The organism is Calothrix sp. CBUCES-K 9914, from assembly GCF_059640475.1.
On the sequence record NZ_JBXXZH010000097.1, the window covers coordinates 1 to 14,865 of the forward strand.

12 protein-coding genes and 1 pseudogene are annotated in these 14,865 nt (G+C 39.8%); 5 read left to right on the top strand and 8 right to left on the bottom strand.

What is annotated here, in order from left to right:
- On the top strand, positions 1-1,964 hold a 1,964-nt coding region (locus AC2JBO_RS21305), incomplete at its 5' end, for a hybrid sensor histidine kinase/response regulator (protein WP_496955656.1).
- Between the two features lie 386 nt (positions 1,965-2,350).
- On the opposite strand, the gene AC2JBO_RS21310 is transcribed toward AC2JBO_RS21305, so the two are convergent.
- The 4 genes and pseudogenes from AC2JBO_RS21310 to AC2JBO_RS21325 form a co-directional block, all read right to left on the bottom strand.
- Positions 2,351-3,118, bottom strand: a complete 768-nt coding sequence (locus AC2JBO_RS21310) for a sulfite exporter TauE/SafE family protein (RefSeq protein WP_496955657.1) — start codon at positions 3,116-3,118, stop codon at positions 2,351-2,353.
- Positions 3,119-3,127: 9 nt separating this feature from the next.
- Positions 3,128-4,537: a sulfatase-like hydrolase/transferase gene (locus AC2JBO_RS21315; protein ID WP_496955658.1), complete on the bottom strand. Its 1,410-nt coding sequence runs from the start codon at positions 4,535-4,537 to the stop codon at positions 3,128-3,130.
- A 469-nt stretch (positions 4,538-5,006) separates the two neighbouring features.
- Positions 5,007-6,567: pseudogene (locus AC2JBO_RS21320) on the bottom strand (ATP-binding protein).
- Between the two features lie 315 nt (positions 6,568-6,882).
- Positions 6,883-8,169, bottom strand: coding sequence for an MFS transporter (locus tag AC2JBO_RS21325; protein WP_496955659.1), 1,287 nt, complete (start codon positions 8,167-8,169; stop codon positions 6,883-6,885).
- Between the two features lie 146 nt (positions 8,170-8,315).
- On the opposite strand from AC2JBO_RS21325, the gene AC2JBO_RS21330 reads away from it, so the two are divergent.
- Together AC2JBO_RS21330 and AC2JBO_RS21335 are read left to right on the top strand one after the other, a co-directional pair.
- A complete protein-coding gene (locus tag AC2JBO_RS21330; RefSeq protein WP_496955660.1) occupies positions 8,316-8,753 on the top strand; it encodes a MarR family winged helix-turn-helix transcriptional regulator in 438 nt (145 codons plus the stop codon).
- Positions 8,754-8,839: 86 nt separating this feature from the next.
- On the top strand, positions 8,840-10,183 hold the full coding sequence (locus AC2JBO_RS21335) for an SCP2 sterol-binding domain-containing protein (RefSeq protein ID WP_496955661.1): 1,344 nt from the start codon (positions 8,840-8,842) through the stop codon (positions 10,181-10,183).
- A gap of 73 nt (positions 10,184-10,256) precedes the next feature.
- On the opposite strand, the gene AC2JBO_RS21340 is transcribed toward AC2JBO_RS21335, so the two are convergent.
- The gene (locus tag AC2JBO_RS21340) at positions 10,257-10,397 is read right to left on the bottom strand and encodes a hypothetical protein (protein WP_496955662.1); all 141 of its coding nucleotides are present in this window, start codon (positions 10,395-10,397) and stop codon (positions 10,257-10,259) included.
- An 80-nt stretch (positions 10,398-10,477) separates the two neighbouring features.
- On the opposite strand from AC2JBO_RS21340, the gene AC2JBO_RS21345 reads away from it, so the two are divergent.
- Complete coding sequence (locus AC2JBO_RS21345) at positions 10,478-11,302, top strand: Uma2 family endonuclease (protein ID WP_496955663.1); 825 nt, start codon at positions 10,478-10,480, stop codon at positions 11,300-11,302.
- 65 nt (positions 11,303-11,367) lie between these two features.
- Here AC2JBO_RS21345 and AC2JBO_RS21350 read toward each other — a convergent pair whose 3' ends face one another.
- The 3 genes from AC2JBO_RS21350 to AC2JBO_RS21360 are packed head-to-tail and all read right to left on the bottom strand — an operon-like array spanning position 11,368 to position 13,481.
- Positions 11,368-11,829, bottom strand: coding sequence for a MarR family winged helix-turn-helix transcriptional regulator (locus AC2JBO_RS21350; protein ID WP_496955664.1), 462 nt, complete (start codon positions 11,827-11,829; stop codon positions 11,368-11,370).
- Between the two features lie 19 nt (positions 11,830-11,848).
- The gene (locus AC2JBO_RS21355; protein WP_496955665.1) at positions 11,849-12,682 is read right to left on the bottom strand and encodes an ABC transporter permease; all 834 of its coding nucleotides are present in this window, start codon (positions 12,680-12,682) and stop codon (positions 11,849-11,851) included.
- On the bottom strand, positions 12,639-13,481 hold the full coding sequence (locus AC2JBO_RS21360) for an ATP-binding cassette domain-containing protein (protein WP_496955666.1): 843 nt from the start codon (positions 13,479-13,481) through the stop codon (positions 12,639-12,641). Before AC2JBO_RS21360 ends, AC2JBO_RS21355 begins: the two co-directional genes overlap by 44 nt.
- Before the next feature lie 207 nt (positions 13,482-13,688).
- On the opposite strand from AC2JBO_RS21360, the gene AC2JBO_RS21365 reads away from it, so the two are divergent.
- Entirely contained in the window at positions 13,689-14,750 is a 1,062-nt protein-coding gene (locus tag AC2JBO_RS21365; protein WP_496955667.1) for a sulfonate ABC transporter substrate-binding protein, read from the top strand.
- The last annotated feature ends 115 nt before the right edge of the window (positions 14,751-14,865 follow it).

The window sequence follows — 14,865 nt, forward strand, 5'->3', positions numbered from 1 at the left end:
GTGAATATTTAGGCGCCAATCGTGTCCTGTACTTTGAGGTTATAGGCGCCAATTACGTCGTTGAGCGTGATTATGTTAACGGTGCCCTTACAAGCGCTGGTAACTATCCAGTTGACTCGTTTGGGGCAACGTTGCTTGCGGCATACCGTACTGGTCGCCCTGTCTCCTCATTTGATGTGCAAGCTGATACCAAGTTATCCCCACAACAAAGATGTGCCTACGCTGCGGTTCAAATTGGTGCCTATATTGGCATACCACTGCTCAAAGAAGGCGAATTTGTAGCTGGGCTAGCAGTTCACACATGCAAACCGCGAGTTTGGACAACTGACGAGGTGTTTTTAGCTCAAGAAGTCGCCGAGCGTACTTGGGCAGCAGTCGAACGCGCGCGTGTCGAAGCAGCATTACGCGACAGTGAAAACCGCTTCCGTATGGCTATAGAAGCTGCCCAAATAGGCACCTGGGACTGGAATCTTATTACCAACCAAATGATTTTGGATGAGGGTAGCAAAACTATTTTTGGCTTATCACCAAATACCGCAACTAGCACTGAGGTTTTATTTGCAGCAATACACCCCTCTGACCGCGAACAAGTAGAAAATGCAATACAAACTGCTTTAAACCCAGTTTCCGGCGGCAAGTATGACGCTCAATATCGTATAATCGGGGTTCAGGATAAAGTCGAACGATGGATTGCTGCAAAAGGACAAGTATACTTTGATTCTACTGGCAATCCGCAACGCTTTATTGGTACTGTACTTAACATCACTGCTCAAAAACGCATTGAGGCACAACGAGAACAACTGTTTGCTCGTGAACAAGCTGCAAGAGAGGCAGCCGACCGCGCGAACCAAATTAAAGATCAGTTTTTAGCCGTACTATCGCACGAGTTGAGAACGCCCCTTAATCCGATTCTTGGTTGGTCAAAATTATTACAGCAGGGAAAACTAGATGCGGCAAGAACCAAAACTGCTTTGGCGACAATTGAGCGTAACGCCCAATTACAAGTACAACTAATTGATGATTTGCTCGACATATCTCGAATATTGCGCGGCAAACTTAGTTTAACCGTGGTTCCGGTTGATTTAAGTGCCGTAATCTTAGCGGCGTTAGAAACAGTTCGATTAGCTGCCGAAGCAAAAGCTATTCAAATTCAAACCAATGTATTACCACCTAACATTGGTATCGTCATGGGAGATGCTGGGCGATTGCAGCAGGTAATATGGAATCTTTTGTCCAATGCAGTTAAATTTACACCTTCTTACGGACAAGTTAGTATTACCCTAACCACAGATGAGAGCCATGCTCAAATTCAAGTCACCGATACAGGAAAAGGAATTAGTGCTGATTTTCTACCTTATGTTTTTGAACATTTTCGCCAAGAAGATGGAGCCACAACTCGTAAATTTGGTGGACTAGGGTTAGGACTAGCAATTGTACGGCAAATTGTCGAACTGCATGGGGGAACGGTCGCTGCCGACAGTCATGGTGAAGAAAAAGGCGCCACGTTTACTGTTAAAATACCGCTCTTCACTCAGTTGTGTGTATTACCAACCGTTGAGGCGCCTGACAACTCAACCAAAAATTTAAACGGTATTCGCATCTTTGTTATAGACGATGAACAAGATTCACGCGAATTTGTAGCTTTTGTTTTAGAACAAACTGGAGCAATCATTACGACCTTTGCCTCTGGAATTGAAGCATTACAAGCTATCTCTAAAGCGGTTCCAGATTTAATTGTAAGTGATATTGGGATGCCTTCAATGGATGGCTATATGCTAATACGACAAATTCGCAATATACCGCTTCAAAATGGTGGACAAATTCCAGCAATAGCCTTAACTGCCTACGCTGGAGAAGTTGATCACAAACAAGCACTCGAAGCAGGTTTTCAACGCCATATCTGTAAACCAATAGAACCTGATAAGTTAGTTCAAGCAGTTTTAGAGGTCATTTATAAAGTATAAAATTAAACTATAGCCTTGGAAAATCCCCCCAACCCCCCTTAATAAGGCAGGGCTGATTCGTTCCCTAAAAATCTTGAAAAATCAAGGGTTTCGCGCAAATCTTTATTGGTAATTTTGCTACCAAGGCGCCGATAAAATAAACAATCACACTTATATTTATGTGCTTAAAAGTCTATTTCATTGCTACCCATACTTATGATTTTTATAGCTAACCATCTTGACAAATCCGATTTGAGAGGGAATGAAACAGCCCTGCTTAATAAGGGGGGCTTAAATGCCTCTTTTTCCTCCCTTAATAAGGGGGTCAGGGGGGATTCAACACTGCGTATTGTGTATTAAAGATAACTTTTCAAACATCCTCTTAGGTGTGCTTAGAGACATCAAAACTATTTACGAATAAAAAAATAAAACGTTATTATCCAAGCAATTACAATCACAAAACGTCTAATCAAGTCTGGTTCAATATTACGAACATAACAGGCGCCACAATAACCACCAATAGCAGTACCAAGCATCATGATTATAGCTTGCTGCCACGCAATAACATTAGCGACTATAAAAGTCAAGATTGCAAAACTATCAATACATAACATTATCAACACTTTCAAAGCATTTATAGTATGAAAGTTTCTAATGCCTAGCAAACTTAAACTAGCTAATATTAAAAAGCTAATCCCTAAACCGTAATACCCCCCGTAAATACTAATGACAAATTGAATAAATGATGCTTTGAATAAGAAACCCCAAGAATTCTGAGTATTGTCTTTAGGTATAATCTGTAATCGAGTTTCAATCAACCTACCGAAAGTAAAGATTACTGTAGCAATTAACATTAAGTAGGGTACAAGCTGATTAAATATAGCTATTGGAGTATGAAGCAGTAAAGTGGCGCCTATTATTCCACCAGCTATGCTTACACTACCTAAAAACCAAGATAATTGTCGATGTGTTTGTAGCTTGTCACGGTAAGCACTTATACTTGCTATATATCCCGGTGATGAGGCAACTGTACTTGTGGCATTAGCATTAATAGCTGGTAAACCAGTAAAAATAAGAGATGGAAAAATAATTAATCCACCTCCACCTGCAACTGAGTTTAGTACCCCACTTATGGAAGCAGCAATAAATAAAAAACAAGCTTGTACTAAATCCATAAATACTAATCAAGCTGAATATGGTTCTAATTCAGATTCCCATTTTTGATATTCCGCGCGTAGTTGCTCAAATACGCTTACATATTCAAATTGCAAATCAATTTCTTCTTTACTATCTGTTGCTAAATTAAAAAGAAATTCTTTATCCCCAGTTTTTACATACTTCCATTCTCCACTACGAACGGCGCCTTGTAACACTTTTGGTGGTAAAACTGGTGTATCAATACCCTTGTAGCGCCAAAATAGGGTTCTAGGATGAATTGGAACTCCTCCTTTAATAATAGGAAGTAAATCTTCACCATCAAGAGGATAATTAGGGTTAGGTAAGGTATTTGTTACAGCTAAAATCGTTGCAGTAATATCGTGGGTAATAATTACTTGGTCATTAACTTGGTTGGGTGCTATTACACCTGGAAAGCGTATATAAGTAGGAACTCGAATACCTCCTTCATATACGTAGCCTTTTTTACCTTTAAACTCACCTAAATTCGAGAACTTTTCACCACCGTTGTCACTAGCAAAAATAACTATAGTATTATCTGCAATACCCGCTTCATCAAGCGCTTGCAATACTTTCCCAACACCTTTATCTAAACTTCTAACTACAGCAGCATAAGATTCTGCCGTTCCTGTATTAATCCAACTTTGTAGACCATCTTTACCAATTAATGCATTACTAAGTTCTATATCATCAGGACCCTCCCAAGGCCAGTGCGGCGCCGTGTGGTGTAAACTCAGGTAAAAAGGCTGATTGCGTTGTCTTTTAATAAACTCAATTGCATGGTCAGTAAACAAATCTGTAATGTAACCTATATACTGCACTGGAACTTCCGCTTCCCAAAGGTCTGGTTCTCCTGAAGTATCCACGTGACGAAAATAATCAATGGCGCCGCTAAAATTACCAAAGAATTCATTAAACCCACTCTGCAAAGGACTGTACTTGGGTAAATAACCACAGTGCCATTTACCAATCAAAGCAGTATCATAACCATTTGCCTTCAGTAACGACGCAACTGTTGGGTGTTCAGGAGGTAATCCAACACTATTACCTGCTTGTTGGGCGCCGAGTAAAGGTTCTTGATTACCAATTGGCAACCTCCCCGGATAACGACCTGTAAAAAAACTAACGCGCGTTGGTGTGCAAACCGGAGACGACGAATAAGCTTGACTAAAACGCACTCCTTCAGATGCTAACTTATCTAAATGCGGCGTTTGATAATTCTGCTGTCCATCAATACTCAAGTCCCCCCATCCCAAATCATCAGCCAGAATGAAAACCACATTCGGACGCTGCACATTATCAGAACTTGTAGAAACCATATCAATATACTGTAAGTCGATAAACTTTAAGTAGTATATAACTAAAGCAGCAGTATTGCATAGTTGCCACAGAAACAAAGCACCCTCTCTATCTGTCATGCTGAGGCACGAAGCATCTGATACCTCAAATCTTGCATCTTTAAGTATAAATTCTTGTTTTTAAATAACTATGTATTTAATATCACTATTTTTATCAGTCCATTTAAATGGACTTATGCTATTAGCCTATGGGTTTTAACCATAGGCGGGTATGAGCGTAGTCACAAATTTGGCAATAAATAATACAGGCATTAATTGCAGGTGCAGGATATAAGGTACGAAGCATCTCTATCGCTAAAAACAAAACAACATAGAACAATTGCACACATAATGTCTATACTATTGAACTGTTTTTTTCTAACAGCATGATTATTTAAGGCGCCTATTGATGCTGCTTGTAAACACCCTAGATTCATTGCAGGATAATAAATTCTATTTTTCTTGACGTTATCGACCTTTTTAATTTGGGGGCAGGTTTACGTGGTTGTAATAGTTGTAATATAATTTGAGGTTTTGGCTTAACCTGCCCCTACGCGCATATGATTACTACGTTATGCCCTTTTTTTGTTGTGGTGTTTCTGGTTGACAGAAGGTCAATGAAAGCAGGTGCATTTGAACGTCTATCAAAAATGCATAACCAGCCATAATCTGCTTTTATGCGGTTCAAATAAGTTTCTAATTGACTTAACCCTTTTTCTTCTGGGTCTGAAGTTTTATTCCGCCAAGTTTTTACTTCTATTCCTAAAGTGACTTTAAGTGACTTTTTTATATTTTAAGCATAAGTCCATACGACCGTTGCCAATTGCATATTCCCGCTCTAATGTTCCTCCCCCATTTACAACGCGATGTAAAAATGCCATTAGTACTATATGAGGTGCGATTTCTTGGTATGATGTAGTACTAAGTAGTGGTTCTCCATGCTGGCGCCAAAAATCTGTAAATGCCTCTTGTAAAGCATCAAGGTCTAATTCAACATTTTGATTTAACCAGGTAGGAGTAATACTTGGTAAACTATCAGAGGCGCCTTGAGTTAAAACACGGGGAATAACTTCGCGGTAAATAGAGTTAGCAATTACTAGTCCACCATTTGGTTCTCGACGTAACAAACCTAAGTCAACTAAATATTGTCTATCATCGTCTGGTGTATTACCTAATGTATCTCCTGCTAACATTGGTTCCATTATAGCTTTGATTCTTGTTTCAGTAAGTCTCGAAGCTAGAGAATCAAGGTGAGTATCTTTACGCGAAATTAATATTTCTTTAGCTTGATTAATATGTTCTACTGTAATAGTTACTTGTGTATCGGTTACTAATTCTTCTACAATTTCTTTTGCTAAGGCATTGATTAACCAAGGTTGTCCATAAGTTAAATCATAAGCCATTTGCGCTGCTTCAGAAGTAAAAGCTTGTTTTGTATCTAAAGTATGCTCCTGATATAATTCTACAACCTCTTTATCATTAAAATATCTCATTGTTAGTGAGCGGTCTTTGATGTTAAATGGACTTGCTGTGTTTAACCTATCTTTACCACCAGAAGCTACTTTATAATCTCGCACATCCCGCATACCGACCAATGCTACAGATGAAGGAAAGTTTTTTGGCCGATTCGCATAACCGTCACGTAATTGTCGTAAAACAGAAATTAATACTTGGTTTTCTAGAGAATCTATTTCGTCAATAAATAATACTAGCGGTCGCGGACAATTTTGTGCCCATACCTGTAAACTAGACCTAATTCTTTGCCCAGGTGCCCCATAACCCCAATCAGGTGGTTGTAAATCAGCAGGTAAACGTATTGCAATTGTATCGCGCCATGTATCTAAAATTGCAGACTCGGCGCCTCCGATATCATCTTTAAAAGCATTTCCTACTTCTACTGATAAAGTCGCTGCACAGTACTCTCCCATACTAGTTATTTGTTCAGCTAACGCTAGCATTGCTGTAGTTTTACCTGTTTGACGTGGTGCGTGAATTACAAAATAACTGCGCTGCCGAATCAACCGCTCAAGCGAAGGTAAGCGAACAGTAGGTGATAACATGTAGTGGTCGTCCCCGTTACACGGACCTGAGGTGTTGAACCAACGATACATAATAATGGAGATACGCTTGCTGTGACAATGCCCAGTGTAGCGCATATAGGTAACTCCCATCTTGCAGCTAGTGGGAAAACCCGTATAGAAGGCAAACAAAGAGCGCACAAATATAACAGCCCTCACGTTTAATATTTACAAAATATACTAACTTCTTTATCGTGAGAAAGTGTTTCTAAAATCTTCTTAGTTATTGTTCTTTGCTACCGACGCACGCAAGTAATATAAACTATTTTACTACTTTGGGATGGTGCGTAACGCTACTGGTTTGTCGCTTCGTTTCAGTGTTGTTGGTGGCGTTACGCACCCTACTTATTATGATGAATGGTGCTTGTATTCTTCTAAGGCGCCTAAGTTACGTATTTGAGGCCAAATTGTTGCTACTGCTATTACTACTAATATTGTTCCTACTCCTCCAGCGACTACAGATACTACTGGCCCTAAAAATGCGGCTGCTAATCCTGATTCAAAACTTCCTAATTCGTTTGATGCGCTAATAAATACGCTGTTAATTGCTGCTACTCTACCACGCAAGTTGTCGGGTGTACGAATTTGGACTAGGGTGTGACGAATTACTACGCTGATACTGTCTAAGGCGCCGCTGAATAAGAGCATTAGTAATGATAACCAGTATGAACGCGATAGTCCAAATATAATTGTGACTACTCCAAACCCAACTACTGACCATAATAATGCTGGGCCTGCTTTGCGTAATGGTGGTAAATGTGCTAGTATGACCGCCATTATTAAGGCGCCTATTGATGATGCTGCTTGTAAACACCCTAGTTCAAATGGTCCTACATGCAAAATATCTTTAGCAAATATAGGAAGTAATGCTACTGCACCCCCTAATAATACGGCGAACATATCTAGAGATATTGCTGCTAGTATTAATTGGTTGTCCCAAACGAATTTGGCGCCTGATGCTAATGCTTTGAAAGAAATTCGTTCTTTGGAACGGGTGAATGGTGGCTCTTTAATCATTACTGTTGATAGAAAACACAGCAATCCTGCTATCGCTGCCATGATATATACACCTGTGGCGCCTTTCATAACTGCAATTGCCATTCCACCCAAAGCTGGCCCTACTACTGAAGCAAGTTGAAAACTACTGCTGTTCCAAGTTGCGGCATTTGTAAAGGCTGTTACTGGTATTAGTTGAAATAATAAAGCGTCACTTGCTGGTTTGAGAAATGCTCTTGCAATACCTGTTACTATTAAGATGGTATAAATAATCACAATTGTATTTGGTATATGGGTATAGGAAATTACCGCTAAACCCAAGGAGCAAAGCGCAAGTATGAAGACTGAAACTAGCCATATTGGTTTGCGACGATAACTATCCGCAGTGTGACCAGCTATTAAAGTTAGCAAAATCATCGGTGTGACTTGTGCTAGTCCAATACCTCCTAATACTAAGGCTGAACCAGTACGCTCGTATAGTTCCCACCCTAGTGCAACTGTTTGCATTTGGGAGCCGATGAATAAAAGTGTGCGCCCAATTATAAATAATCGATAATCACGGTATCTTAAAGCTGCGAAAGCATCGTGTTTGGCTTCTGCTTTAGGGCGCCTGTTTAACTTCTGATTTTGAGGAGACATGCTTAGATTTTAGTACAATACTTAACAGCCAAATATTTAGACTCTCTAAATATTAGTGTCTCACATATTGATACTTAGTCAACAGGTAAAATTAAGATCAAGGTCTCGCCTTGACAAAATCAATTTACATGTATATACATATAAATATGGACATAAATCAAGTACCATCACTTTGTATTGGTATGCATGTACGTCGTGCGTCACGCATAATCACTCAGATTTATGATGAGGCGTTGCGTCCACTTGGATTGCAGTTGAATCAGTTTACTTTGCTAACATCTATAAAATTGTTAGGTTCTACGGCAATTACACTTCTGGCTGAGGGACTGTTTATGGATCAAACAACATTAACGCGCAATCTTAAGCCCTTGGAAAAACGAGGGTTGATTGTAATTACTCCTGGTGAGGAGGATAGGCGAGTCCGAGTAGTATGTTTAACACAGGAAGGACATATGCTTTTAGATAGTGCATTGCCCCTTTGGGAAAAAGCTCAAAATCGCATAACCGAGAAATTTGGCACTCAACAAGCGCGAGAATTGCTTTCTATCTTGGCAGAAACGACTCATCTATCAAACAATAGTTAATTTTTTTTGACAAAAACATGTACATACATGTTTTTGATGAAACTTGTCTAATGTACACAAACTGAGAATATTAATTGGTAAGAAAAATGCCTAAATTCGATGAACATCCAACAGTCAAAAGTTTTTATAAAAAAGTTGCTGATGGAGATGTTTTACCGCAAACTACTACATTAGATGCAACTTGGCTGCGAAATCTATGTTTGGAGATGGGTGCCGATGATGTAGGGTTTATCGAGATTGACCGACCAGAAATTACTAATCAAAAACAGGATATTCTTGCAGCTTTTAGTAGAATAAAAACACTGATTAGTATTGTATGCCGAATGAATCGTGAAAATGTCCGCACTCCAGCACGTTCAATGGCAAACCAAGAGTTTCATGCCAACTACGACCATACAAATGAAGTCGCGCGACGAATTGTAACAGTATTAGAACAGCAGGGAATCCGAGCAATGAATCCAGCAGCTGGGTTCCCAATGGAAATGGAAAAATTTCCTGGTAAAATTTGGGTTGTTTCTCATAAACCCATAGCAGTTGCTGCTGGTTTGGGACATATGGGTCTTCATCGCAATGTGATTCATCCCAAGTTTGGTAGTTTTATTCTGTTAGAAACGATTTTGATAGATACGGAAGTTACTAGTTATAACAAACCAATTGATTACAATCCTTGTTTAGGGTGTAATCTTTGTGTTGTCGCTTGTCCAGTTGGTGCAATTCGTAAGGATGGTAACTTTGACTTTTCCGCTTGCTACACTCACAACTATCGGGAATTTATGGGAGGTTTTACAGATTGGGTAGAAACTATTGCTGATAGTAAAAACGGCGCCGAGTATCGTCAAAAAGTTAATGATTCAGAATCGGCTTCAATGTGGCAAAGCCTTTCTTTTAAGCCGAGCTATAAAGCTGCATACTGTATTGCAGCTTGTCCGGCTGGGGAAGATGTTATAGGGCAATTTTTAGCAAATAAGCCAAGTTTTGTAAAGGAAGTAGTCAAACCTTTGCAAGATAAAGAAGAAACAATTTATGTTGTTCGCGGTTCTGATGCCGAAAATTATGTTGCTCGTCGCTTTCCACATAAGGAGATTAAGCAGGTTAGTAACGGTATTCGTCCGCGTTTTATTAAAGGGTTTTTATTCGGACTACCGTTATTATTTCAACGCGAACAGTCGAAGGGTCTTAATGCTGTCTACCATTTTTCATTCACTGGTTCAGAAGAATGTAAGGCTACAGTTACAATTTTTAATCAATCGATTCAAGTACAAGAAGGGCACGTTGGCAATGCTAATCTAACCGTGATTGCTGATAGCAATACTTGGCTGCGCTTTATTGCTAAAGAAAAAAATTTGATTTGGGCATTACTACAAAGAAAAATTCGTCTACATGGGTCGCCTTTATTATTGCGCGCGTTTGGTAAATGCTTTCCATCATAGATAATATTTTCTTCATATATTTTTCACAACAGTATAATATCGAAAAAACAAGACTGATAAACCAATTCTTCACCTATGTGGGAACGCTAGGCGCCATTTGTTCATCAAAAAGCTGCGTTACAACTCTTGCTGCTTTTCTTAGGCTGAAGCAGGTGCAACTGGCGCCGACTCTGTTTAAGGTGGCTTCATCAATTTGTTCAACTTCGTTTTTCATAGATTAGGTGTATATGCACTTAATTTGAGTGTCAATACAGTACTATAGAATTAACTCAGATATCCGTTGGAAAAATTACTATGACTTCCGTTTTTGGTTATATTCCTCAGTCGGACCCACCACTTCCTCCTCACCAAACTCTACCAACGATGTATGATTTACCTAGTGAGAATCCAGAGGAACCCGGTTTGCCAGACTATTTCCATTTTTTACAACCTTTACTTTTATTTTTAACTTTTCAACCGACAAACTGGAGCATCGACTTAGTTTTCAGCGCTGCTGACCTTAATCTTTACTATGATGTTAACCACCCTCTATGGTACAAGCGTCCAGATTGGTTAGGTGTAGTCGGAGTTGGGCAATTATATCAAGAGCAAGATTTAAGGTTAAGTTATGTAACTTGGCAAGAGAAAGTCAACCCTTTTGTTGTAGTTGAATTATTATCTCCGGGTACAGAAGATGAAGATTTAGGAGAAACTGAACAAGAAGAAAATAAACCGCCTACAAAATGGAGAGTATACGAAAAGATTTTGCGAGTTCCTTATTATGTAGTATTTAGCCGCTACACAAACGAGGTCAAACCATATCATCTAGTTAATGGTCATTATGAAGAGATTGATATTAGTAGTAATGGACGCATGTTAGTACCAGAGTTAGGCTTAAGTTTGGGATTATGGCAAGGAAAATTTAGAGGAATTAATAAATTATGGCTACGATGGTTTACTCTCGAGGGGGAATTAATTCTTTCTCCTGAAGAAGAAGCTGTTGAAGCCAAACAAGAAACTGCCCAAGCCAAACAAGAAACTGCCCAAGCCAAACAAGAAGCTGTTGAAGCCAAAATAAGAGCGGAGAAACTTGCGGAAAAATTGCGCGAGTTGGGAATAAATCTTGAGCAAATAGAGTAAAATTAGTTACCAAAAGGTCAGCATCTCTAGCAATAACCATTAAATCATCATAAGTAAATTTCATTTTAAGGCGCCTTTTTAACTTCTGATTTTGAGAAGACATCTTTGAGTAAGGTTAATCCTTGTTCTATTTGTGTTATTTCTTCTTTGGTTAAATCTTGTAGTATGTCTCTAATGTGCGCGCGTGTTTGTGACTGGGTTTGTTCAAAATGCTGTTTTCCTTCTTCTGTTATATTTAGAACTATTCGGCGCCGTTCTTGGGGATGGTCGGCACGTTGTACGAAGTCACGCTGTACTAGTCGCTCGATTGTTGTTGATGCTGTAGCGCATGTTACACCTAGATGCTCTGCAAGTTCTGATAATGAGGCGCCTGGGTTGCGTTTGAGGAATGCGAGTGTTCGCAGTTGTGGTATGGATAGCGACACTGCGCTGTTTTCACGCATATCGGCTCGGATAAACCGCATTAGTAATGGAATTGTGTCCATAACTGAGGCAGCACATTTTTCTTCTGGTTTATCCGAACTCATGAGCTTGTTTTTCTCCTTGTTACATTGCGACTCTTGGATAAAGTCGCCCACAAATGTATGTTAAGCTTATTAATGTTAGCAGGAGAATTGCAAAGTCCCAAGCATAGCTGTAAAGACTAGCACTATTGATGAGCATGGCACCGCGCAAAGCATCTACTTCGTAAGTTAGAGGGTTTAAGTGGGATACCCATTTTAACCACTGTGGCATTAAGGAGATGGGATAAATTGCGTTACTGGCAAAAAATAATGGCATCGTGATTAATTGCCCTATTCCTGTCATTCGCTCGCGCGTTTTAACTACGCAACCAATAATTAATGAGAATGTACAAAAGCAACCTGCGCCTAATAGTACTATAATTAGTACTTTAAAAAAAGCTATTGGGTTGAGATTGAGTTTGACACCTAGCAAAAATGCTAACCCGTAAATTATAAATACCTGAGACAAGCATCGCACACCGCAAGCTATAGCTTTACCTAAAACTATTGCAATACGGGGAGTGGGAGTAGATAGTAGTTTATGCACTACTCCTAAATCTCGTTCCCAAATCAGCGCCATCCCTCCTGTGAATATTGCCACGAATAGAACACTTTGAGCCAAAATTCCCGGCGCCATGAAGTCTAAGTAAGGTAAATTTCCTGTAGGAATAGCGCGCGTTCTGGTAAAAACTTGTCCAAAGATAAGTAGCCATAATGCAGGTTGAATGCTTCTTACTACTAAATCTGTTGGATCATGACGCAGTTTACGCACTTCTAACTCAGCAATAATCAGGGTTTTGTTAACTAACTCAGTTATTGCAAAGATACTATTATTAACCCAACCTTTCAGCGGTGCGTCTATTTCTTGCGGTTTCACGGTAGCTGACTCCTGATGCTAGTTGATCCCCGGTGTAATGAATAAAAACATCATCCAAGGTGGCGTTGTCTTTTTCTAAAGAAGCTTTTAAATGACTCGGCGCCCCAGTTACAATTACTTGACCCCGGTTCATAATTACAACTTGGTCACACAAATTATCTGCTTCTTCTAAAAAATGCGTAGTTAAGAATATAGTTGTGCCAAATTCTTCACGCAATTGTTGTACAAGCTGCCAAACGGTCGCGCGCGCTATTGGGTCAAGTCCTACAGTTGGCTCATCGAGAAATAAAACTTGCGGTTGGTGCAATATAGATTGAGCAATTTCTAATTTACGAATCATCCCCCCTGAATAAGTACGTACCAAACGGTGCTGTACATCTTGCAAATTCATAAAAGCCAAAACATCCTGAATACATCGTTCCCGACGCTTAAACCCAATGTTATAGAGCTTGGCGAAAATTAAGAGATTTTCATAACCCGTTAAACTGCCATCCGCAGACAGCGCTTGTGGTACATACCCAATACATATTCTAACGTTTTCAGGTTGATGCGTCACATCATACCCAGCTAACGTTGCCCTGCCTCCACTTGGTGGTAGTAAGGTAGTCAGCATTTTGATGACGGTACTTTTACCTGCTCCGTTTGGACCAAGTAAACCAAACACTTCTCCTTGTTTTACCGATATATCCAACGAGTCCACAGCTACGAACTTGTCAAAGCGGCGCCTTAACCCCTCTGTTTCTAGGACGGTACTTGACGGCACCCTCCTATGCTCAATTTTTTCTGTAAGCCTAATCATTTGTTTGTAACCCTAATAATTAGATTATCTAAATATTAGTGTGAGATGGATTACGAAGTCAAGTGTTTGTTTTGTAGCATCAGGCAACGCTTGTTTTTCAACCTTGTTTGTGTGATATTTCTATCTATATAAACAACGGTAAATCGATTGTTTTGCCGTATGATTAATCTTCTTGTATACGTATTTACCCTTAAAGGCATAGCGTTTATGTTGATAAAATTATTTGCAGTACGAGTGTTAGGTAATTTACTAGGTTTACTTCAAGAATTCCAACAGCAAAGAACTCGTGTATTCGTTGCAATGTTTGCGGTGGGATTCACTGTGGCATTTGCTTTGACGGCTTGTTCTGGAGATAAAGCTACACAGGTGCCTACGTCAAATCCAACGACAGCAAAGAGCGGTGCTGTGATTAGAATTGGGTATCAAAAAGCGGCGACTGTGCTTTATGCGTTGAAAGCAAAAGGAGATTTGGAGAAAGCTTTTGCGGCAAGTGGCGCCACTGTAACATGGAGTGAGTTTCCTGCTGGACCCCCAATGCTAGAAGCTGTAAACGCAGGTAGCATTGACTTCGGTTATACAGGAGAGGCGCCGCCAATATTTGCTCAAGCTGGTGATAATCCGTTTGTTTACGTTGCTTATGACCCTTGGGGTGCTAAGGCTGAAGGTATTGTAGTTCCAAAAAATTCAAAAATTTTGAGAGTTCCTGACCTTAAGGGTAAAAAAGTCGCTTTTGCGAAAGGTTCAAATACTAATTATTTGGTGGTGAAAGCTTTGGAAAAAGCAGGACTGCAATACAGTGACATTCAACCCACTTTTTTAACACCTGCCGACGCGCGTGTTGCATTTGAAGGTGGCAACGTTGACGCTTGGGCTGTTTGGGATCCATATCTCGCAGCAGCTGAAAAAGCTCTGGCGCCACGTTTATTAACAGATGCAACAGGACTGGCGCCGAACCGTGGATATTTTCTTGCTGCAAAATCTTTCGCCGAAAAGAACCCAGAAGGATTGAAAACTGTTTTAGGTGAAGTGAAAAAAGTGAGTGACTGGGCAAAGAATAATTCATCTGAAGTCGCAAAGTTACTCTCACCTGTATTAGGTATAGATGCTGCTGTACTAGAGACAGCAGAAAAGCGACGCGAGTATGACATACTTCCACTTAGCGATGAAGTAATTAAGAACCAGCAAGAAATTGCTGATACATTCTACAGAATCAAACTTATTCCTAAACAAATTAATGTTAAGGAAGCTGTTTGGCAAGGAAATAAATAATACTAACGCGCGGGGAGCAGGGAGACGCGATATATCGCGTCTCTACATTTTTAAGATACTACTGTAAATTGGTCAAAACATAGTAGTATGCATGGAGCGTTACAAAACTTCGCGT

Bases quoted from the DNA above. Each gene is read 5' to 3' on its own strand.
- AC2JBO_RS21335 (WP_496955661.1), top strand. From the start codon at position 8,840: ATGCCTAAATTCGATGAACATCCAACAGTCAAAAGTTTTTATAAAAAA.
- AC2JBO_RS21340 (WP_496955662.1), bottom strand. From the start codon at position 10,397: ATGAAAAACGAAGTTGAACAAATTGATGAAGCCACCTTAAACAGAGTC.
- AC2JBO_RS21345 (WP_496955663.1), top strand. From the start codon at position 10,478: ATGACTTCCGTTTTTGGTTATATTCCTCAGTCGGACCCACCACTTCCT.
- AC2JBO_RS21315 (WP_496955658.1), bottom strand. From the start codon at position 4,537: ATGACAGATAGAGAGGGTGCTTTGTTTCTGTGGCAACTATGCAATACT.
- AC2JBO_RS21330 (WP_496955660.1), top strand. From the start codon at position 8,316: ATGGACATAAATCAAGTACCATCACTTTGTATTGGTATGCATGTACGT.
- AC2JBO_RS21310 (WP_496955657.1), bottom strand. From the start codon at position 3,118: ATGGATTTAGTACAAGCTTGTTTTTTATTTATTGCTGCTTCCATAAGT.
- AC2JBO_RS21365 (WP_496955667.1), top strand. From the start codon at position 13,689: ATGTTGATAAAATTATTTGCAGTACGAGTGTTAGGTAATTTACTAGGT.
- AC2JBO_RS21325 (WP_496955659.1), bottom strand. From the start codon at position 8,169: ATGTCTCCTCAAAATCAGAAGTTAAACAGGCGCCCTAAAGCAGAAGCC.
- AC2JBO_RS21360 (WP_496955666.1), bottom strand. From the start codon at position 13,481: ATGATTAGGCTTACAGAAAAAATTGAGCATAGGAGGGTGCCGTCAAGT.
- AC2JBO_RS21350 (WP_496955664.1), bottom strand. From the start codon at position 11,829: ATGAGTTCGGATAAACCAGAAGAAAAATGTGCTGCCTCAGTTATGGAC.